This is a genomic window from Streptomyces sp. NPDC127097, from assembly GCF_042724075.1.
Taxonomy (GTDB): Bacteria; Actinomycetota; Actinomycetes; order Streptomycetales; family Streptomycetaceae; genus Streptomyces.
The window spans coordinates 50,007-68,584 of the sequence record NZ_JBHXFI010000011.1; the positions used below are offsets into that span (position 1 = coordinate 50,007).

Here is an 18,578-nt window from a genome sequence, read left to right on the forward strand (position 1 = left end):
AAGTCGCTTGTACCGTTATAACGTACCGCTACTCAATACGCTTGACTTGGAAACCGGTGACCCCATGCCCGAGCACGCCGCCCCGCTGCTTCGACCACCCCGCCACCGCGTCGATCCCCGGGCCCGCCGCTGGTGGACGCTCCAGGCACTGCTGACGCTCAGCGGCCCGATGCTGCTCACCGCGCTCACCATGGCGGTCCTGTCCCTGCTCTTCTTCCCGGGCGCGCTGCCCTGGCTCGGCCCGTTGCTGCTGGTCGTGCTGGTGCTGCCGGCCCTCGGCTATCTCCTGGTGATGCCGCGGTGGCGGTATGCGGTGCACGCCTGGGAGCTGGGCGGCCGGGCGGTCTATGCGGCGGGCGGCTGGTTCTGGCAGAAGCGGCGGATCGCGCCGCTGAGCCGGGTGCAGACGGTGGACACCGTGCGCGGGCCGCTCCAGCGGCGGTACGGGCTGGCGACGGTGACCGTCACCACCGCCTCGACCGCGGGCGACATCAAGATCGCCGGACTGTCCGACGCGGACGCCGAGGAGCTCTCCCGGCGGATCAGCGAGGCCGCGCAGGACGTACCCGGTGATGCCGCATGAGCACGCCACGGGAGCCCGGCGCGCCCGGAACAGGCCCCGGCCCGTCCGCCGGGTCCGGGCCCGCCGCCCCACCCGACGCCCCCTTCGAGGAGACGCCGTGGCGGCGGCTGGATCCGCGCACCCTTCTGGTGCACTGCGGCTGGATGGCGGCACCGTTCGGTTCGCTGGCGCTGACGGCGCTGGCCACCGGGGGCCGGATCAGCATCGAAGCCTGGATCACGCTCGCCGCCCTCACCGCCTCGTTCGCCGTCCTCACCACGCTGGGCCTGATCCGGTGGGCGCGTACGGACTTCCGTATCACCGTTCCCCGGGACGGCGAGGGGGCGGGCGGAGGCGCCTCCCCCACCTTCGATGTGCGCAGCGGGCTGCTGACCCGGCGGCTGCGCAGTGTGCCGCTGCACCGGATACGTACCGTCGATCTGACCGCGACACCGATCCACCGGGTGCTGGGCGTCACCGTATTGCGAGCCGGTACGGCCGGCTCGGGGGACGGCAGCAGCGAGCTGTCCCTGGAGGCGCTCGCGGTCCCCGAAGCGGAGCGGCTGCGCACGGAGCTGCTCGCCTACGCCGATGCCGAGGCGGTCGCGAACGACCCGGTGGTGGCCCGGATCAGCTGGCGCTGGCTGCGCTATGCGCCGCTCACCTTCTGGGTCATCGGCGGGGTCTTCGTGGTGGCCGGCGGGGCCTACCGCGCCCTGGACGGCATCGGCATCGAAGCCTGGAAACTCGGCTTCGTCCAGCGGGCGTTCACGGAATTCGGTGCCCGTGCGCTCTGGCTGACGATCCCGGCGGCGCTGCTGGTCATCCTCGCCCTCGGTTCGGTCGGCGCGGTCGTCCTGTACGTCGAGAACTGGTGGAACTACTGCCTGGAGTGGACCGACTCGCGCACGCTCCGGGTGCGCCGCGGGCTGCTCACCACCCGTGCGGTCACCATCGAACGGGCCCGGCTGCGCGGCGTGGTGCTGCGCGAACCGCTGCTGCTGCGGGCCGGCGGCGGCGCGCTGGTGCGCGCGGTGGCGGGCGGACTGGGCAACCACGAGGAGAACCGCAAGCGCAGCGGGCTGCTGCCGCCGGCGCCCCGCGCGGAGGCACTGCGGGTGGCGGGTGGCACCCTGCGCTCGCCCTTCCCCGGCAGCGCGGCGCCCGCGGCGCTGACCGCGCACCCCCGGGTCGCGCTGCGCCGGCGGCGGGTGCGCGGTCTGCTGTTCGTGGTCCTGCCGGGCACCGCCGTGCTCGCCGGTCTCGGCGCGGCGTTCACTCCCGTCCTGCTGCACTGCGCCTGGATCTACGCGCTGCTCACCACGGCGCTGTCGCTGTGGCTGGCCCGGGACGCGTACCGCAATCTGGGGCACGGTCTGGACGGCCCGTATCTGGTCGCCCGCTCGGGCACCTTCAGCCGCGACACCGTGGCCCTCCAGCGCGACGCCATCGCCGCCTGGACGTTCTCGACCTCGCCGTTCACCCGCCGGGCCGGGCTCGTCACGCTCACCGCGGCGGTCGCGGCGGGCGAGGACGGCTACCGCGTCCCGGACCTCCCGGCCACCGACGCCCCCGGCTTCGCCTCGACGGCGGCCCCGGGAATCCTGGACGAGTTCCTGGTGCACCCCGGACCGGCCGCCGTGCCGGGACAGCGAAAGCGGTAGCGGCAGGGTCGTCGCCCTATGGGAACGGGCCGTGTTTCCCGGGCAGTTGGGTCGCGGGGGCGACTGCCACCGCCCGCGACAGCCGGCACAGGGCGGCGGTAGACCCACGCGGCAGCCGGCGCCAACGACGGCGGCCCGTCCCCGACGGCGGGCCGCCGCTCGTGCCGGACCGGGCGGGCGCCCCCCCGCAACTCCGGGCGGCAGCCGGGGCATCCGGCCCACTCCCGCCCGGAGGCGGTGTGACCTGCACACACACCTCGACGCGGCACGAAACCACCACCCTTCGCAACATGAGATACCTCACACCCATGTCGCGTGCACGACGAGGCCGGGCACACCGTCCTACTGGACGAGCCTTTGCCCATGATCCGACAGCCGTGAGGGAGCAGCGCGATGGACCCCGTCATCGACCAAGCCGTCCAGGTCCGCCTCATCGCCACCACCCCCGGCCCGCACCCGGTTCCCGCGGTGCTGCACTATCAGCCCGCCGACCCGCTGGCCGTACGGATGTCCTTCCCGCCGGAGATCTCGCTGGACGGCTCGGCGGTGGACTGGGCGTTCGCCCGCGAACTGCTCGACGAGGGGCTGCGGGTGCCGGCCGGGCGGGGTGATGTGCGGGTGCGGCCGTCCGGCCCGGACCGGACGGTGATGGAGTTCCACTCGGACGAAGGCATCGCCATGGTCCAGTTGAGGACCGAGGACGTACGGCAGTTCCTCGCCCGCTCCTACGCGGCCGTGCCCGCCGGCGCCGAGCCGGCCCACCTCGGGCTGGAGCGCGGCCTCGCGGAGTTGTTCGGCGCGGCATAAGGCGGCGCGAGGGCGCGGCGGCACCGTCGCCCCCGAAACGTCAATCAGGGCGGCCCGAAGGCCGCCCTGATCCATACGCCACGCATCAGCGCTTCGGGAACCCGAATCCGTAGCCCTGCTGCTTCATCCACGGCAGCAGCCGCTCCAGCGATTCGACGGTCCGGGAGCGGTCGCCGCCGCCGTCGTGGAACAGGACCGTCGGGCCGTTGGAGAGTTCACCGCGCACCGTGGCGTCGATCATGTCGACGGTGCCGCCCTCGAAGTCCTTGCTGTCGACGTTCCAGCCGAGCGGTCGCATGCCGTGGTCCGCGGCGAGCTTGCGGCTGTAGGGGGTGAAGGCGCCGCCGGGGGCGCGGTAGTACTCGACCTGGGTGCCGCCCGCCGCGTTCTCGATCATCTGCTGCGCGTCGAGTATCTGCCGCGACTGGAAGCTCTCGGACTTGTGATTCATGGTGGTGTCGTGGTCGATGGTGTGGTCGCAGAGCTTGTGCCCCGCGGCCACCACCTGCTTGACCAGGTCGGGGTGCGCCTTGGCCTGCGGGCCGATCATGCAGAAGACCGCTTTGACGTTCTCCTTCTTGAGGACCTCCAGCACCTTCGGGGTCCAGGTCGGGTCCGGGCCGTCGTCGATGGTGATGTTCAGGCTGCGGCCGGGACGGTCCGAGGCGTGCACGATGGAGGGGTCGACCGGTGCGGCCCGGGACGCCTTCTTGGGTTGCTTGGCGGCGTCCGCCGCGCTGGAGTCCGTGCCGGCTCCGGAGAAGACGAGCGTCCCCGCGACCCCGAGTGCCACGACAGCCGCCGCGGCCACCCCGATGATCCCGCCCTCTTTACGGAAGCCCCGTGCCATCCCGATCCCGTCCCTCTTGCCGTGCGCGTGTGCGGTCCGACGGCGGTGGGTGCTGCACCCGCACCGCCCTGCGCCAGGGAAGATGCGTCAGAGATCGAAGAGGCTGCTCCTGTTACCGATCCATCATGAAACTTATTGATACTGGTCCTATGCCACGTGTACTTCTGATCGAGGACGACGCCGCCGTACGGGACGGAGTGACCCTCGCGCTACGGCGGCGCGGCCATGAAGTGGCCGCCGCGGCCAGCGGCGAGGAGGGCCTGGACGTGCTGCCGGGCTTCCGTCCGGACATCGTGCTGCTGGATCTGATGCTCCCCGGGAAGGACGGCTTCGAGGTCTGCCGGCTGATCCGCGCCGAGCGGCAGCTGCCGATCATCATGCTCACCGCCCGTGGCGACGACCTCGATGTGGTGCTCGGGCTGGAGGCCGGGGCCGACGACTACATCGTCAAGCCGGCCCGTGGTGAGGTCCTCGAAGCCCGCATCCGTGCGGTGCTGCGCCGTACCGCGCTGCCGGCCGAGGGCACACCGGCCGCCGCCGAGCCGGGCCCGGCCCCGGTCGAGACCTACGGCGAACTGGCCATAGACCGCGCCGGCCTGGTGGTCGGCAAGGGCGGCCAGGACCTGGCGCTGGCCCCCTCGGAGATGAAACTGCTGCTGTTCCTGTCCGCCACCCCGGGGCAGGTCTTCAGCCGCCAGCAGCTGCTGGAGCAGGTGTGGGAGCACAGCTACCACGGCGATGCGCGGCTGGTGGACGCCTGTGTCATGCGGCTGCGGACGAAGATAGAGGACACCCCGCGCAGCCCTCGTTACGTCCAGACCGTGCGTGGCTTCGGCTACCGCTTCGGGCCCCTGTGAAGCGCCCCCGCCGCTGGGCGGACCTCCCCCGCCTCGGGCGCGGCAATCCCCAGCTGCTGCGTGGGCTGCGGGCCCGGCTCGTGGTGGGATTCCTGGTGGTGGCCGCCGTCAGTGCGCTGACCACCGCGCTGCTGACGTACCAGGAGGCGCGTAACGCGATCCTCCAGCGCTCCCAGGACATCGCCGTCAACGATCTGCGGGCGCAGGTCAATTCGCTGGCTCCCGAGCTCCCGGTGCCGCCGTCGCAGGCCGACCTGGACTCCTTCCGGGTCCAGCTGGAGCGCTCCGGGAAGTCCCGGGACTGGGACATTTCGGTGCATTACCGCGGTGTGCGGGACAGCGGCGACGGGAGTCTGCGCGGCGATGTCGTGATCCCGGCCGGTCTCAAGGGGTCGGTGGAGAAGCGCCATGTGCCGGCCTTCCAGCGGGTGGACCGCAGCGGGGATCCGTGGCTGCTGATCGGGATGCCGGTGCGGCAGACCGACGGCAATGCCTCCGCGCTGTCCGTCTATGCCCAGCTTCCGCTGAGCGCCGAGGAGTCCAATGTCGAGGCGCTGGTGAGCGCCGCCCAGCGGGGTGCGCTGCCGGTGCTGGTGCTGACCGTGATCCCGGCGCTGCTCGCCGCGCGCGGGGTGCTCCGGCCCGTACGGGGGCTGCGGCAGGCCGCCGGCCGGATCGCCGAGGGCAAGCTGGACACCCGGCTGGAGGTCAAGGGCGCCGATGAACTCGCCGATCTGTCCCGGACGTTCAACGACATGGCGGCGCGGCTGGAGGAGAGCATGGCCGAGCTGCGCCGGCTGGAGTCCAACGCCCGGCGGTTCGCGGCCGATGTCTCGCACGAGCTGCGGACGCCGCTCGCGGCGATGACCGCGGTCACCGATGTGCTCGACGAGGACGCCGACTCCCTCGACCCCGACACCGCCTCCGCGGTCCGGCTGATCAGCCAGGAGACCGGGAAGCTGGCGCGGATGGTGGAGGATCTGATGGAGGTCTCGCGGTTCGACGCGGGGGCCGCGGCGCTCCATCTCGACGAGGTGGACGTCGCCGAGACCATCCGTAAGACCCTTCAGGCCAGGGCCTGGCAGCAGCGGGTGACGGCGGAGCTGCCGGCCGGCGTACGGGCCCGGCTCGATCCGCGGCGGCTCGATGTGGTGGTCGCCAACCTGGTCGGCAATGCCCTGCACCACGGCGGCGAGCCGGTCCGGGTGCGGCTGCACACCCCGGAGCCCGGCGCGGACCGGCTGCTGATCGAGATCTCCGACAGCGGGCCCGGTATCGACCCCGAGGTCCTGCCGCATGTCTTCGAGCGCTTCTACAAGGCGGACTCCGCCCGGGCCCGTTCGGAGGGCAGCGGCCTGGGTCTGGCCATCGCGATGGAGAACGTCAGGCTGCACGGCGGCGTGATGCGCGCGGCCAACTGCCCTGAGGGCGGTGCGGTGTTCACGGTGGATCTGCCGCTGCGCCACGCCCGGACGCACGACGCGGCGGCCGAAGGGTCACCGGACGCGCCGGACGGCCCATGGGAGGCCGACGAGACACCGGACGACGACCGAGGCGGCGCACACCCCGAGGCCGGAAAGCCCGAGGCCGGAAAGCCCGGAAAGGAGAGCCACGTATGAGCGTCAGCAGCGTCCGGAACACCCTGCGTGCGGTGCGGGCCCGGCGGCTCATCCTGGGAGGTGCCGTGACCGGAGCGCTGGCCTGCGCCCTGTCCGGGGCGCTGACCGGCTGCGGGATCGCCCCCACCGATGTCATCGACGCCGGTGAACCCGCCAGCGGCGTGAAGTCGCCGGGCCAGCCCGAGGCCGATGTCCAGCTGTTCTTCTACGGTCCTTCCGGGCTGCGCTCCGCGACCCGGCCGGCGAAGACCCCGGTCGACCCGGACACGGCCCTGGCGCTGCTCATGAAGGGCCCGAACCACGCGGAGCGGATGCGCGGCCTGACCAGTGTGCTGCCGAAGTCCCTCGGCATGCCGCACGCCGAGACCCGCGAGGGCGCCGTGGTGATCAGCCTGCCGATGATCGCCGCGCGGCTGGACTCCGGGTCGCTGAACCAGCTGGTGTGCACCGCGGCCAATGCCCGGGTGCCGGGGAACAAGCCGTCCGGGGAGGTCGCCGTGACGCTGACGAGCAAGACCGACCGGATCGGCCCCATGGTGTGCGGCGGCAACAACGCCTTCCCCGTCGTCGAGCCGAGCCCGACCCCCACCTCGCCGTCCGGTACGGAGCAGCCGGACACGGGCACGGACGGGTCCGGCACCGGCGGGTCCGCTCCGGAGCCGGGCCCGACCGGCTGAGCCGCCGCGGCCGCCGTATCGCCCCGGCTCCGCGTTACCGTGAAGGTGGGTACGGGGCCCGCCCGGCACACCGCCCGGAGAAGCGGCCGACCGGCCCCTGGATCCTCGGGAGGCGCACGCGATGACCGAGCGCAAACCCCCCGGTGTCACCTTCGAGAGCTGGATCGACCGGCAGATCCGGGAGGCGACGGAACGCGGCGACTTCGCCGGCCTCCCGGGCACCGGGAAGCCCCTCCCCCACCTCGATCAGCCGTATGACGAGATGTGGTGGATCAAGGACAAGATGAGCCGGGAGCACCTCTCCTGCCTGCCGCCGAGCCTCGCCCTGCGCAAGGAGGCGGAGGACGCCCTGGAGGCCGCGGCCGCCGCTCCCACCGAGGCGGCCCTGCGCCGCATCCTGACGCCGCTCAACGAGCGCATCCGCGCGGCGCTGCGCACCCCGCTCGAAGGCCCTCCGCTGAACCTCGTACCGTTCGACATCGACGAGGTGGCCCGTAAGTGGCGGGAGCAGCACGGGAGTTGAAGAGGCCGGACGCCGGACCCCGTGCCCGGCTCACGGTCCGACGGGGCCCAGCCGTACCCGCAGGAACCGCGGCCGGTACAGGTCCACATCGCCGTTGAGCCGGGTGTCGGCCGGGACGCCGGGCGGGCCGAGCCAGTTGATGTCGTAGCTGAGCAGCAGCGTGCCGTCGGCGGTGAATTCGGGGTGTGCCTGCGGGTTGTAGACCGCGATGTGCTGGGGATCGGGGGCCGGCGGGCGGGGCGGGGTGATCCGGCCGTTCGGCCCGTGCCAGGGGCCGCGGGGTGAGCAGGACCAGTAGCTGGCGAGGGCCCGCATCCCGGCCGCGCCGCCGCCTCCGGTGTCCATGGTGATCAGGACCCAGGCGGGGCCGTCGCGGACGACGGTGAAGGCGGTGCCGACGCCGCGCGGGCCACCGTCCCGCAGCACCGGCCGGGCCCGCCCGGCCTGCCGCTGCCACTGGGCGCCGTCCCAGAACCGCCAGCTTCCGCGGTGCCCGAGCCGCCCGGCCGGGACCCGTGCGAGATAGGCGCTGGAGGCGGGTGCCGACGGGGGGTCGTCGCTGCCGAAGACATAGGTCCAGTCGCCGTCGCGGACCGCCGCCGCACCGTAGAGGACGCGCCGGCCCGGGTCCGCGGAGGTCGGGCCGACGGCCTCGGTGATCCCTTCCAGGCGTAGGCCGGGGAGGGAGAGCGTGGCGACGTCGGTGCTGTGCGGCATGCCGAAGATCCACGGTCCGGTGCCGGGGGCGCGGTGCCACAGCAGGACCCGGACCACTTTCCGGTCCGATCCCGGCCCGCGGGGCTCCACACTCGCCCGGACCGGCCAGCGCCAGCCGCCGCCGGGCGGGTCGGGGAAGAACGGTCCGGGGGCGGCCGCGGTGCCGCCGGTCAGGGTGCGCTCCAGCCGGCCCGAACGGGACATCACCACGGCGGAGTTGTGCCGAAGGAAGGGGGTGCCGCCGGTGTCGGCGGTGCGCCAACGATGGTGCTCTCCTTGCGGATTGGGCGGTTCCTGGATCCGGTCGAGGAAGGTGTCGGAGAAGAGCCAGAGCGTCCGGCCGTCGGGGAGGCGCACCGAGTGGGTGCCGTCGCCGCCGGTCCAGTCGTCGGCCCGGGTGTTGTCATTGCCGTATCGGGCGAATTCCGCGGTATGCCGGGAATCGGGGGACCAGGCGGCGATCCGGCGTCCGGTGCAGGTGGCGGTGTGGCCGGGGGCGGCGGTCCGCGGCAGCGCCCAAAGGAGCGCGGCGACGGCCAGCAGCAACGTGGCGACGGTCACGGTGCGGGTCAACGGCGCCTTGGGCATCGCGCTCCTCTGGGGGTCCCCCCTGCTCCTTAAGCGCTTGGGGGGAAGGTGCCGCGCCCACCGTACTGAACCTGCGCCGGCGCCCCGGGGCGGACACGTCCCGTAGGCCACCGGATGACTTCGCGCGATAGGGGCGACCCGCCCCACCTGCCCCACCCGGCCCATGGATATCAACATTTCCGCACGGTCAACGAGTGCAACGTCACAGCTGGAGCCCCTGCTCCAGCTAACGGTCGTTCGCCTAGCCTGCTGCCATGACCGCCGAGTCCTCCGAACTCCCCCTGGCCGCAGCCTTCCCGGATGCCGACCGCGCACAGTGGCAGCGCCTCGTCGAAGGCGTGCTGCGCAAATCGGGCGTCGCAGAAGCAACGGGCGCCGCCGCCGAGGACGCGCTCGCCACCGACCTCCAGGACGGCATCCGCGTCCGCCCGCTCTACACCGCCGAGGACGGTACGGCCGCCCTGGGCCACCCGGGCTTTCCGCCCTTCGTACGGGCCGGCCGGCCCGAGGGCACGACCGTCGCCGGGTGGGACGTACGCCAGCGCCATGTCCACACCGATCCCCAGCAGGCCAATGAATCGGTGCTGGCCGATCTGGAGAACGGCGTCACCTCGGTCTGGCTGACCGTCGGCGACGGCGGGGTGCCGGTGGCCGGTCTGGAGCAGGCACTGCGCGGGGTCTATCTGGACCTGGCCGCGGTGGTGCTGGACGCGGGTGCCGATTTCGCGGCGGCCGCCGAGGAGTTGCTGCGGCTGTACACCGCGTCCGGTGCGCCGCTGCGCGAGGCGGCCGGCTGCCTGGGCGCCGATCCGCTCGGCCTGCTGGCCCGTACGGGTGATGACGCCAAGCTGCGCCTCCAGTTGGAGTCGGCCGCCCGGATGGCCGCGCGCTGCGCCGCCGAGGCACCCGGTGTGCGCGCACTGGCCGTCGACGCGCTGCCGTACCACGAGGCGGGCGGTTCGGCCGCCGAGGAGCTGGGCACCTCGCTGGCCACCGGCGTCGCCTATCTGCGGCAGCTGACGGGCTCCGGCCTCGGCATCGACGACGCCTGCCGGCAGCTGGAGTTCCGCTATGCCGCCACCGCGGACCAGTTCCTGACCATCGCCAAGCTGCGCGCGGCCCGCCGGCTGTGGGCGCGGGTCGCAGAGGTGTGCGGGGCCTCCCCCGCCGCGTCCGCGCAGCGCCAGCACGCCGTCACCTCCACGGTGATGATGACCCGTCGGGACCCGTGGGTGAACATGCTGCGCACCACGGTCGCCGGGCTGTCCGCGGGAGTGGGCGGCGCCGACGCGGTGACGGTGCTGCCGTTCGACGCCGCGCTGGGCCTGCCCGACGCGTTCGCCCGGCGGATCGCCCGCAACACCCAGTCCGTGCTGCTGGAGGAGTCGCATCTGTCGAAGGTGATCGACCCGGCGGGCGGCTCCTGGTACGTGGAGAGCCTCACCGATGAGCTGGCCCGGGCGGCCTGGGCGTGGTTCCAGGAGATCGAGGGGGCCGGCGGCCAGGCCGCGGCCCTGCGCTCCGGGATGATCGCCGGCCGGCTGGCCGACACCTGGGAGCGCCGTACCGAGGGCCTCGCCCACCGGCGCGAACCGGTCACCGGGGTCAGCGAGTTCCCGCATCTCGCCGAGCCGCCGGTGCACCGCGAGCCGGCGCCCGCGCCGATCGGCGGCGGGCTGCCGCGGGTACGCAGGGACGATGCCTACGAGCGGCTGCGGGCACGCTCCGACGCGCAACTGGCGGCGAGCGGCGCCCGTCCGAAGGTCTTTCTGGCCGCGCTGGGCCCGGTCGCGACACACACCGCGCGGGTGGCCTTCGCCGCCAATCTGTTCCAGGCGGGCGGCATCGAGACGGTCGCCGGGCCCGCGCCGGTGGATGCCGGGTCGGTGGCCGAGGCGTTCGCCGCCAGCGGCGCGCGGATCGCCTGCCTGTGTGCGAGCGACACGGTGTACGGCGAGCAGGCGGCGGCCGTGGCGGCCGCGCTGAAGTCGGCGGGTGCGCTGCGGGTGCATCTGGCCGGCAAGCCGGGCGAGCAGCGGGACGAATGGGTAGCGGCCGGGGTGGACTCCTTCGTCTTCACTGGTTGCGACGCGGTCGAGGTGCTGTCCTCGGCCCTGGATGTCATGGAGGTGGCGTGATGGAGGAGACGACGCAGCAGACAGGCGCCGTCGGCGAAGCGCCGCACGGTTCCCCGGCGCCCTCGGGCGCCATCCCGGACTTCAGCACGGTCGAACTCGGCGGCCCGGTCACCGCGGACGCCGGCGAGGCCGGGGAGTGGGCGGCGGCCGTGCAGCAGGCCACCGGCAAGGGCGTGGCGGATCTGACATGGGAGACGCCGGAGGGCATCGACGTCAAGCCGCTGTACACCGAGGCGGACCTCGACGGGCTGGACTTCCTGGGGACCTACCCGGGCATCACGCCGTATCTGCGCGGCCCGTACCCGACGATGTACGTCAACCAGCCCTGGACGATCCGGCAGTACGCCGGTTTCTCCACCGCCGAGGAGTCCAACGCCTTCTACCGCCGCAACCTCGCGGCCGGCCAGAAGGGCCTGTCGGTCGCCTTCGACCTGCCCACGCACCGCGGCTACGACAGCGACCACCCGCGGGTGACCGGCGATGTCGGTATGGCGGGCGTCGCGATCGACTCGATCTATGACATGCGGCAGCTCTTCGAGGGCATCCCGCTGGACAAGATGACCGTGTCGATGACGATGAACGGCGCGGTGCTTCCGGTGCTGGCGCTCTACATCGTGGCCGCGGAGGAGCAGGGCGTACCGCCGGAGAAGCTGGCGGGGACCATTCAGAACGACATCCTCAAGGAGTTCATGGTCCGCAACACCTACATCTATCCGCCGCAGCCCTCGATGCGGATCATCTCCGACATCTTCGCGTACACCTCGCAGAAGATGCCGCGCTACAACTCCATCTCGATCTCCGGCTATCACATCCAGGAGGCGGGCGCGACGGCCGACCTGGAGCTGGCCTACACCCTGGCCGACGGGGTGGAGTACCTGCGCGCGGGCATCGAGGCGGGCATGGATGTGGACTCCTTCGCTCCGCGCCTCTCCTTCTTCTGGGCGATCGGCATGAACTTCTTCATGGAGATCGCCAAGCTGCGGGCGGCCCGGCTGCTGTGGGCGCGCCTGGTCCAGCGCTTCGAGCCGAAGAACCCCAAGTCCCTTTCGCTGCGCACCCATTCGCAGACCTCGGGCTGGTCGCTGACCGCGCAGGACGTGTTCAACAACGTCACGCGTACGTGTGTGGAGGCGATGGCCGCCACCCAGGGGCACACCCAGTCCCTGCACACCAACGCCCTCGACGAGGCCCTGGCGCTGCCCACCGACTTCTCCGCCCGTATCGCCCGCAACACCCAGCTGTTCCTCCAGCAGGAGTCGGGCACCTGCCGGGTCATCGACCCGTGGGGCGGCAGTGCGTACGTCGAGAAGCTCACCCACGATCTGGCGCAGCGGGCCTGGCAGCACATCGAGGAGGTCGAGGCGGCCGGCGGAATGGCCAAGGCCATCGACGCGGGCATCCCCAAGCTGCGCGTCGAGGAGGCCGCGGCCCGGACGCAGGCCCGGATCGACTCGGGGCGGCAGGCGCTGATCGGCGTCAACAAGTACCGGGTGGAGACCGACGAGGAGATCGAGGTCCTCAAGGTCGACAACTCCTCGGTGCGGGCCCAGCAGATCGAGAAGCTGAAGCGGCTGCGTGCCGAGCGCGACGAGGAGTCCTGCCAGAAGGCGCTGCGCGCGCTGACCGCGGCGGCCGAGTCCGGTCCCGGCGAGGGCCTGGAGGGCAATCTGCTGGCGCTGGCGGTGGACGCGGCCCGTGCGATGGCGACGGTCGGTGAGATCTCCGACGCACTGGAGTCGGTCTACGGACGCCACTCCGGCCAGATCCGTACGATCTCCGGTGTGTACCGAGACGAAGCAGGCCCCTCCTCCGGTGTGGAGCGCACCCGGTCGCTGGTGGCCGAGTTCGAGCGCGCCGAGGGCCGCCGACCGCGCATCCTGGTGGCCAAGATGGGCCAGGACGGCCATGACCGCGGCCAGAAGGTGATCGCCACGGCCTTCGCCGACCTGGGCTTCGACGTCGATGTCGGCCCGCTGTTCCAGACGCCGGCCGAGGTGGCCCGCCAGGCGGTGGAGGCGGACGTCCATATCGTCGGGGTGTCGTCGCTGGCGGCCGGCCATCTGACGCTGGTGCCGGCGCTCAAGGAGGCGCTGGCGGCGGAGGACCGCGAGGACATCACGATCGTGGTGGGCGGGGTGATCCCGCCGGCGGACGTACAGCCGCTGCGGGACATGGGCGCCGCCGCGGTGTTCCTGCCCGGCACGGTCATCCCCGAGGCCGCGCACGATCTTGTGCGGGACCTGGCATCGGTCCTCGGTCACGAGCTCTGAGCGGGGGGTCATGCCTGCGACGATCGATGTCGAACGGTACGCCGAGGGTGTCCGGGCGGGTTCCCGGGCCTGGATCGCCCGCGCCGTCACCCTGGTCGAGTCGACCCGCCCGGACCACCGGGCGGCGGCCCAGCGGCTGCTGATCGAGCTGCTGCCGTACTCCGGGTCGGCCCGCAGAGTGGGCATCAGCGGGGTGCCGGGCGTCGGCAAGTCGACCTTCATCGACGCGCTCGGCACGCTGCTGACGGGGATGGGACACCGGGTGGCGGTGCTCGCCGTCGACCCGTCCTCCAGCCGTACCGGCGGCTCCATCCTGGGCGACAAGACCAGGATGGAGCGGCTGGCGACCGACCCGGCGGCGTTCGTCCGGCCCTCCCCGACGTCCGGCACCCTGGGCGGGGTGGCCCGGGCCACCCGGGAGTCCATCGTGGTGATGGAGGCGGCGGGCTATGACGTGATCCTGGTGGAGACGGTCGGCGTCGGCCAGTCCGAGACCACCGTCGCCAACATGGTCGACACCTTTCTGCTGCTGACCCTGGCGCGCACCGGTGACCAGCTCCAGGGCATCAAGAAGGGCGTCCTGGAGCTGGCGGACCTGGTCTCCGTCAACAAGGCCGACGGTCCGCACGAGCGCGATGCCCGCTCCGCGGCCCGTGAACTGGCCGGCGCGCTGCGACTGTTGCAGCCCCCGGACGCGGCCTGGACACCCCCTGTGCTGACCTGTAGCGCCCGCGAGGGCACCGGTCTGAAGGGCGTCTGGGAGCGGGTCGAGCAGCATCGCACCCTGCTGGAGTCCACCGGGGCGCTGGCCGAGCGGCGCCGGGTCCAGCAGGTCGACTGGACCTGGTCGATGGTGCGCGAGCGGCTGATCGACCGCCTCCAGGAACACCCCGAGGTACGCCGCCTGGGCCCGGAGGTCGAACGCGCGGTACGCGACGGCGAACTCACCGCCACGCTGGCCGCCGAACGCCTGCTGGACGCCTTCGGCTTGGGGGACGGCGCGCGGGGCGAAGCCTAGGGCGTGTCCGCAAAGTCCCGCCGTATCCCTGGCGGGCGCACGACGACGGCTACGGCGCATCCCGGCTGCGGCTCATGCCGCGCACCGGGATGTGCCGTGACGGACGGGTCAGTCGACGAGGGCGAGCTCCCGCTCGTCCGACGACGTCACCGCAGACTTCCCAGCGGGCTTCTCCGCCGTCTCTGCCACCGTCGCGTCCGCCGGCTGGTCGGCCTTGCGCCGTCCGAGCACTCCCGACAGTCCGATGAGCAGGCCGATCGCCGAGAGCACGGTGATCGTGAGCAGCGCCGGGGTGAAGCCGGCGAGCAGGGCGTCGGGGCCCGTCTTGCCTTCGCCTCCGGCGGTGAGGACCGCGGTGACGATGGCGAGTCCGATCGCGCCGCCGACCTGCGTCGAGGTGTTCAACAGCCCGCCGGCCAGGCCCTGTTCGTGGTCCGGGATGCCGGCGGTGGCCTGGATGTTGAAGGACGCGAAGGCCAGGGTGAACCCGATACCCAGCAGGATCATGCTGGGCAGCACACCGACGGCGTACGGGGCGTCCCGGTCGATGACGAGGAAGAGCACATAGCCGACGAGATGAGCGATGACGCCGCCGGCGATGGTGCGCGAGGTGCCGACCCGTTCGATCAGGGGGTCCATCCGCGGCGAGCCGAAGGCGACGATCACCGCGGCCGGAAGGAAGCCCAGCGCGGTCTGGAGCGCCGACCAGTGCAACACCGACTGGAAGTAGAGCATGACCACGAACTGGAAGCCGATGTAGCCGCCGAAGAACACGGATATGCCCAGGTTGGCCCGTGCCAGCGAGCCTGAGCGGAGGATGCCGAGCCGGACCAGCGGATGCGCGCTGCGGCGCTCGATCACGAGGAAGGCGGCCAGCAGCGCCGCGGCGATCGCGAACTGGATCAGGGTGTTCGGCGCGGCCCAGCCGGCCTCCGGCGCCTCCACGACGGTGTAGACGAGCAGCAGCATCGCGCCGACCGAGGTGATCGCCCCCGGGATGTCGTAGCCGCCGGAGGCGCGGGGGCCGTCCTTGGGGAGCAGTCGGTTGGCCGCGATCCACGCGACCACCGCGACCGGCACCGGGAGGAAGAACGTCCACCGCCAGCCCACCTGGGTCAGCAGACCGGAGAGCACCAGGCCGGCCGAGTAGCCGCTGGCACCGAAGACGGAGAAGACACCCAGCGCCTTGTTGCGCGCCGGCCCTTCGGCGAACGTGGTCGTGATGATGGACAGCGCGGCAGGCGCGGTGAACGCCGCCGCCATGCCCTTGAGTATGCGGGTGGCGATGAGCAGGGCTCCGTCGTCGACCAGACCGCCGAGGACGGAGGCCGCCGCGAACACGGCCACCGCGGTCAGGAACACCCGGCGGCGGCCGAGCAGGTCGGCGGCGCGCCCACCGAGCAGCAGCAGTCCGCCGTAGCTGAGGACATAGCCGCTGACGATCCACTGAAGCGCGCTGGTGGACAGGCCCAGGTCCGCCTGGATGGACGGGAGCGCGACACCCACCATCGAGACGTCGAGCGCATCGAGGCCGATGACCAGGGAGACCGTGAGCAGAACTCCCCAGAGTTTGGCGTTCCACGTGGGTGTGGAGGCGGACAGGGGTGCGGAGGAAGTCATGCCGCGACTCTTACATGCACGCACATCGAATGCAAGCGCATTTAATCTCTGTGCATCAAATGCTGGCGCATGTTAACCTGGCCCCATGACAGGTGGCTCGGAGCAGGAACTGGTCGAGGAGTGGCATGGGCTTCTCGCCCGCCATGCCACCGTGCACAGCGCTCTGGAGCAGGAGTTGCAGGCGGAGCACGGCCTCAGCGTCAGCGAGTTCGAGGCACTTGAGCTCCTCGTCTCCTCCGACCACGGCAAGTGCCGCGGCCAGGACCTCACCAATGTGGTGCATCTGAGCCAGAGCGCCGCCTCCCGGCTGGTCGCCAGGCTGGAGCGCGGCGGCCTCGTCGAGCGCGTGATGTGCGATCTCGACCGCCGCGGCATCTTCGTCGTCCTCACCGACGCAGGCCACCGGCGCTACGACGACGCGAAACCGACCCACCGCTCCGTACTCGCACGGACCCTCCGCGGGGAAGGCTGACCGGCCCCGCAGCCAGTCGACGACGGTCGCGGCCAGAGGTCGCCATACGCGCCGCCGCCCGCCCCCTAGGACAACGGGAGAGGACGGTCCGACGGACCCAACTCCGGTGCCGGTACGCCATGTTGCGGCCGCCCGGTGAAGTGGGCGACGGCCAGATCCCGGAAGCGTGCGGCGGCCGTGGTGAGGTAGCTGTCCTCGCGCCGGACCAGACTCAGGGTCCGTACGCAGTCGGGGGTGTCGAGATGCAGCCAGGCGAGCGGCACGGACGTGAGGTCGGGCCGGGCCAGCGAGGGCATCAGGCCGACGCCGAGACCGGCCGCGACCAGGAAGTGGGTGGCGCCCGGTTCGTCGCCCTCGCAGGAGATCACCGGGCGGCGTCCGATCGCGGCGAACAGCCGCTCCAGCAGCGCCCGTTGCCAGTGGCCCGGCCTGGTGGTGATGAAGGGTTCCTCGGCGAGCGCGGCGACCGTGACCCGTTCGCGGCCGGCCAGCGGATGCCCGGCCGGGACCACGAGCAGCACCTCCTCGTGCAGCAGCCGCACCGCGCCCAGACCGGGCCCGGACAGCGGCTGCGAGGCGATGCAGAAGTCCACCTCCCGGGCCCGCAGCTGCTCCCGCATCACGTCGGGGGTGGACTGGAAGCAGCGGACGGTGACCCCGGGGTGGGCGGCGCGGTACCCCGCCAGCAGCTCGGTGAGCGGCAGCAGCGTCTCGGCGGCCACGGTCACCCCGCCGTCGTCGAGCCCGGCCGCATCGGCCATCTCCCGGCGGGCGTCGTCGAGTTCGTCCAGCGCCCGCTCGACCCGGGTCAGGAACGCGGCGCCGTAGCGGTTGAGCCGGATGGCGCGGCCGTGCCGGTCGAAGAGCGGCACGCCCAGTTCGGCCTCCAGCCGGGCGATCGTCCGGCTCACCGAGGGCTGGGCCACCCGTAGTTCCTCGGCGGCCCGGCTGATGTGCTCCCGGCGCGCGACCGCACGGAAGTAGCGCAGGGACAGCAGATCCATCGGCTTCTCGGGCCTTCCGCTCGGGTGACGGCGACCCGGGAATCGTCACACACGGCAGACCGGCCCGCTCCGTGCGCGGGCCGCCGCGGGGTCCCGTACGAGCGGCCTCAGCCGCGTACCGACATCGTCGCCCAGACCGTCTTCCCCGACCGGTCGGGGGGCGTCCAGCCCCAGGACTCGCTCAGCCGGTCGACGATATGCAGACCGCGCCCGGATTCCGCCAGGACGTCCCCGGGCCTGATGACGGGTGCACCGGGACCGGCGTCCGAGACCGCGCACAGCACGGTGGTCTCCTGCCGGGTCAGTGCCAGCCAGGCGTTGCAGAAGGGTGCGGGTGCGGTGTTCTCGCCCTCCGCTCCGGGGGTCCGGAAGCCGTGGCGCAGGGCGTTGCTGACGAGTTCGGAGACGACCAGGACCGCGTCATCGGCGAGGCCGGCGCACACCTGCCAGCTTTCCAGGGTCGCCCGGGTGAACCGGCGGGCCTCCGGCACGGTGCGTGCGGTGCCACTGAGGGCGCAGGCGGCGAAGCCGTCGGGGGCGGGCATCCACCAGGCGTCCTCACACGGTTCCTCCCGAGGGCTTTGGTGCACGGTCTCTGCCGGATGTGTGGTCATCACCATCTCCGCGAAGGGGATTTCGGGGCTGGGCCGGACTGCCTCGGAGGGTTAATATCCTCGGCAGCCGTCAGCCGGTGCAAGTGCATCTGCAATTACATCGGCAAGGACGGCGCCCCAGGGGCTCGTTCACGCCAAGGTGATCGAAGGCTCGGCATCGGACGGAGGAATGACCTCCAGTAAGGGAGCAGCTGTGATGGAGTCGGTGAGCAACGGCATACGGGCCACCAGCATCGAAGGCGCCGTCTGGCGCAAGAGCCGCCGCAGCAACCCCAGTGGCAACTGTGTTGAACTGGCGGTTCTTTCGGACGGCGGGGTGGCGGTGCGTAACTCCCGGTTCGCCTCGGGTCCGGCACTCGTCTACACCCGCGAGGAGATGGTGGCCTTCGTCCAGGGCGCCAAGGACGGCGACTTCGACGATCTCATCGCCTAGGACCGGCGCGGACGCCGCCACGATTGGCGCATATGTCGACTGGATAGTCACCCCGGCTGTACGCACGCTGGGGGCAATGGGACACTAAGCGTTCGCCCGACCACTCAGGGGAGTCAGCATGAGCGAGCACCGGATGGGGGTTCGC

At 72.1% G+C, this 18,578-nt stretch carries 17 protein-coding genes; 12 read left to right on the top strand and 5 right to left on the bottom strand.

The genetic code is table 11. The annotated features are described in order from the left end of the window. Positions 1 to 64 precede the first annotated feature (64 nt). The 3 genes from ACFWJW_RS11740 (at position 65) to ACFWJW_RS11750 (ending at position 3,033) form a co-directional block, all read left to right on the top strand. A complete protein-coding gene (locus ACFWJW_RS11740) occupies positions 65 to 583 on the top strand; it encodes a PH domain-containing protein (protein WP_387238302.1) in 519 nt (172 codons plus the stop codon). Further along, complete coding sequence (locus ACFWJW_RS11745; protein WP_387238305.1) at positions 580 to 2,226, top strand: PH domain-containing protein; 1,647 nt, start codon at positions 580 to 582, stop codon at positions 2,224 to 2,226. The genes ACFWJW_RS11740 and ACFWJW_RS11745 overlap by 4 nt, the downstream gene beginning before the upstream one ends. A gap of 393 nt (positions 2,227 to 2,619) precedes the next feature. Next, positions 2,620 to 3,033, top strand: a complete 414-nt coding sequence (locus tag ACFWJW_RS11750; protein WP_387238308.1) for an SsgA family sporulation/cell division regulator — start codon at positions 2,620 to 2,622, stop codon at positions 3,031 to 3,033. Positions 3,034 to 3,118: 85 nt separating this feature from the next. On the opposite strand, the gene ACFWJW_RS11755 is transcribed toward ACFWJW_RS11750, so the two are convergent. Continuing rightward, entirely contained in the window at positions 3,119 to 3,883 is a 765-nt protein-coding gene (locus ACFWJW_RS11755) for a polysaccharide deacetylase family protein (protein ID WP_387238311.1), read from the bottom strand. A 149-nt stretch (positions 3,884 to 4,032) separates the two neighbouring features. On the opposite strand from ACFWJW_RS11755, the gene ACFWJW_RS11760 reads away from it, so the two are divergent. From ACFWJW_RS11760 to ACFWJW_RS11775, 4 genes are all read left to right on the top strand, one after another. Beyond that, the gene (locus ACFWJW_RS11760; protein ID WP_042161105.1) at positions 4,033 to 4,740 is read left to right on the top strand and encodes a response regulator transcription factor; all 708 of its coding nucleotides are present in this window, start codon (positions 4,033 to 4,035) and stop codon (positions 4,738 to 4,740) included. Continuing rightward, positions 4,737 to 6,359, top strand: a complete 1,623-nt coding sequence (locus ACFWJW_RS11765) for an ATP-binding protein (protein WP_387238314.1) — start codon at positions 4,737 to 4,739, stop codon at positions 6,357 to 6,359. The genes ACFWJW_RS11760 and ACFWJW_RS11765 overlap by 4 nt, the downstream gene beginning before the upstream one ends. Then, complete coding sequence (locus tag ACFWJW_RS11770; RefSeq protein ID WP_387238317.1) at positions 6,356 to 7,036, top strand: hypothetical protein; 681 nt, start codon at positions 6,356 to 6,358, stop codon at positions 7,034 to 7,036. The genes ACFWJW_RS11765 and ACFWJW_RS11770 overlap by 4 nt, the downstream gene beginning before the upstream one ends. A gap of 121 nt (positions 7,037 to 7,157) precedes the next feature. Further along, complete coding sequence (locus ACFWJW_RS11775; RefSeq protein ID WP_387238320.1) at positions 7,158 to 7,559, top strand: DUF1992 domain-containing protein; 402 nt, start codon at positions 7,158 to 7,160, stop codon at positions 7,557 to 7,559. Positions 7,560 to 7,589: 30 nt separating this feature from the next. Here ACFWJW_RS11775 and ACFWJW_RS11780 read toward each other — a convergent pair whose 3' ends face one another. Then, positions 7,590 to 8,864 carry a hypothetical protein gene (locus ACFWJW_RS11780; RefSeq protein WP_387238323.1) on the bottom strand — a complete coding sequence of 425 codons (1,275 nt, stop codon included), beginning with the start codon at positions 8,862 to 8,864 and terminating at the stop codon, positions 7,590 to 7,592. A gap of 254 nt (positions 8,865 to 9,118) precedes the next feature. On the opposite strand from ACFWJW_RS11780, the gene ACFWJW_RS11785 reads away from it, so the two are divergent. The 3 genes from ACFWJW_RS11785 to meaB are packed head-to-tail and all read left to right on the top strand — an operon-like array spanning position 9,119 to position 14,290. Then, positions 9,119 to 11,002, top strand: coding sequence for a methylmalonyl-CoA mutase family protein (locus tag ACFWJW_RS11785; protein ID WP_387238326.1), 1,884 nt, complete (start codon positions 9,119 to 9,121; stop codon positions 11,000 to 11,002). Further along, on the top strand, positions 11,002 to 13,272 hold the full coding sequence (gene scpA, locus ACFWJW_RS11790) for a methylmalonyl-CoA mutase (RefSeq protein WP_387238329.1): 2,271 nt from the start codon (positions 11,002 to 11,004) through the stop codon (positions 13,270 to 13,272). Before ACFWJW_RS11785 ends, scpA begins: the two co-directional genes overlap by 1 nt. A 10-nt stretch (positions 13,273 to 13,282) precedes the next feature. Continuing rightward, the gene (gene meaB / locus ACFWJW_RS11795; RefSeq protein ID WP_387238333.1) at positions 13,283 to 14,290 is read left to right on the top strand and encodes a methylmalonyl Co-A mutase-associated GTPase MeaB; all 1,008 of its coding nucleotides are present in this window, start codon (positions 13,283 to 13,285) and stop codon (positions 14,288 to 14,290) included. Between the two features lie 108 nt (positions 14,291 to 14,398). Here meaB and ACFWJW_RS11800 read toward each other — a convergent pair whose 3' ends face one another. Further along, a complete protein-coding gene (locus tag ACFWJW_RS11800) occupies positions 14,399 to 15,910 on the bottom strand; it encodes an MFS transporter (protein WP_387238336.1) in 1,512 nt (503 codons plus the stop codon). Positions 15,911 to 15,995: 85 nt separating this feature from the next. Between ACFWJW_RS11800 and ACFWJW_RS11805 the strand changes: the two genes are divergently transcribed. Then, complete coding sequence (locus tag ACFWJW_RS11805; RefSeq protein ID WP_387238339.1) at positions 15,996 to 16,382, top strand: MarR family winged helix-turn-helix transcriptional regulator; 387 nt, start codon at positions 15,996 to 15,998, stop codon at positions 16,380 to 16,382. A gap of 65 nt (positions 16,383 to 16,447) precedes the next feature. Here the strand turns inward: ACFWJW_RS11805 and ACFWJW_RS11810 are convergent, their stop codons facing one another. Both ACFWJW_RS11810 and ACFWJW_RS11815 read right to left on the bottom strand, forming a co-directional pair. Then, the gene (locus tag ACFWJW_RS11810; RefSeq protein ID WP_387238342.1) at positions 16,448 to 17,386 is read right to left on the bottom strand and encodes a LysR family transcriptional regulator; all 939 of its coding nucleotides are present in this window, start codon (positions 17,384 to 17,386) and stop codon (positions 16,448 to 16,450) included. A gap of 107 nt (positions 17,387 to 17,493) precedes the next feature. Then, complete coding sequence (locus tag ACFWJW_RS11815; RefSeq protein ID WP_387238345.1) at positions 17,494 to 17,931, bottom strand: ATP-binding protein; 438 nt, start codon at positions 17,929 to 17,931, stop codon at positions 17,494 to 17,496. 265 nt (positions 17,932 to 18,196) lie between these two features. Between ACFWJW_RS11815 and ACFWJW_RS11820 the strand changes: the two genes are divergently transcribed. Next, positions 18,197 to 18,433, top strand: coding sequence for a DUF397 domain-containing protein (locus ACFWJW_RS11820; protein ID WP_085922605.1), 237 nt, complete (start codon positions 18,197 to 18,199; stop codon positions 18,431 to 18,433). Positions 18,434 to 18,578 lie beyond the last annotated feature (145 nt).

Coding starts and splice junctions, on each gene's coding strand:
- scpA (WP_387238329.1), top strand. CDS start 11,002: ATGGAGGAGACGACGCAGCAGACAGGCGCCGTCGGCGAAGCGCCGCAC.
- ACFWJW_RS11760 (WP_042161105.1), top strand. CDS start 4,033: ATGCCACGTGTACTTCTGATCGAGGACGACGCCGCCGTACGGGACGGA.
- ACFWJW_RS11810 (WP_387238342.1), bottom strand. CDS start 17,386: ATGGATCTGCTGTCCCTGCGCTACTTCCGTGCGGTCGCGCGCCGGGAG.
- ACFWJW_RS11820 (WP_085922605.1), top strand. CDS start 18,197: ATGGAGTCGGTGAGCAACGGCATACGGGCCACCAGCATCGAAGGCGCC.
- ACFWJW_RS11785 (WP_387238326.1), top strand. CDS start 9,119: ATGACCGCCGAGTCCTCCGAACTCCCCCTGGCCGCAGCCTTCCCGGAT.
- ACFWJW_RS11745 (WP_387238305.1), top strand. CDS start 580: ATGAGCACGCCACGGGAGCCCGGCGCGCCCGGAACAGGCCCCGGCCCG.
- ACFWJW_RS11805 (WP_387238339.1), top strand. CDS start 15,996: ATGACAGGTGGCTCGGAGCAGGAACTGGTCGAGGAGTGGCATGGGCTT.
- ACFWJW_RS11780 (WP_387238323.1), bottom strand. CDS start 8,864: ATGCCCAAGGCGCCGTTGACCCGCACCGTGACCGTCGCCACGTTGCTG.
- ACFWJW_RS11800 (WP_387238336.1), bottom strand. CDS start 15,910: ATGACTTCCTCCGCACCCCTGTCCGCCTCCACACCCACGTGGAACGCC.
- ACFWJW_RS11815 (WP_387238345.1), bottom strand. CDS start 17,931: ATGCCCGCCCCCGACGGCTTCGCCGCCTGCGCCCTCAGTGGCACCGCA.
- ACFWJW_RS11750 (WP_387238308.1), top strand. CDS start 2,620: ATGGACCCCGTCATCGACCAAGCCGTCCAGGTCCGCCTCATCGCCACC.
- ACFWJW_RS11740 (WP_387238302.1), top strand. CDS start 65: ATGCCCGAGCACGCCGCCCCGCTGCTTCGACCACCCCGCCACCGCGTC.
- meaB (WP_387238333.1), top strand. CDS start 13,283: ATGCCTGCGACGATCGATGTCGAACGGTACGCCGAGGGTGTCCGGGCG.
- ACFWJW_RS11770 (WP_387238317.1), top strand. CDS start 6,356: ATGAGCGTCAGCAGCGTCCGGAACACCCTGCGTGCGGTGCGGGCCCGG.
- ACFWJW_RS11755 (WP_387238311.1), bottom strand. CDS start 3,883: ATGGCACGGGGCTTCCGTAAAGAGGGCGGGATCATCGGGGTGGCCGCG.
- ACFWJW_RS11775 (WP_387238320.1), top strand. CDS start 7,158: ATGACCGAGCGCAAACCCCCCGGTGTCACCTTCGAGAGCTGGATCGAC.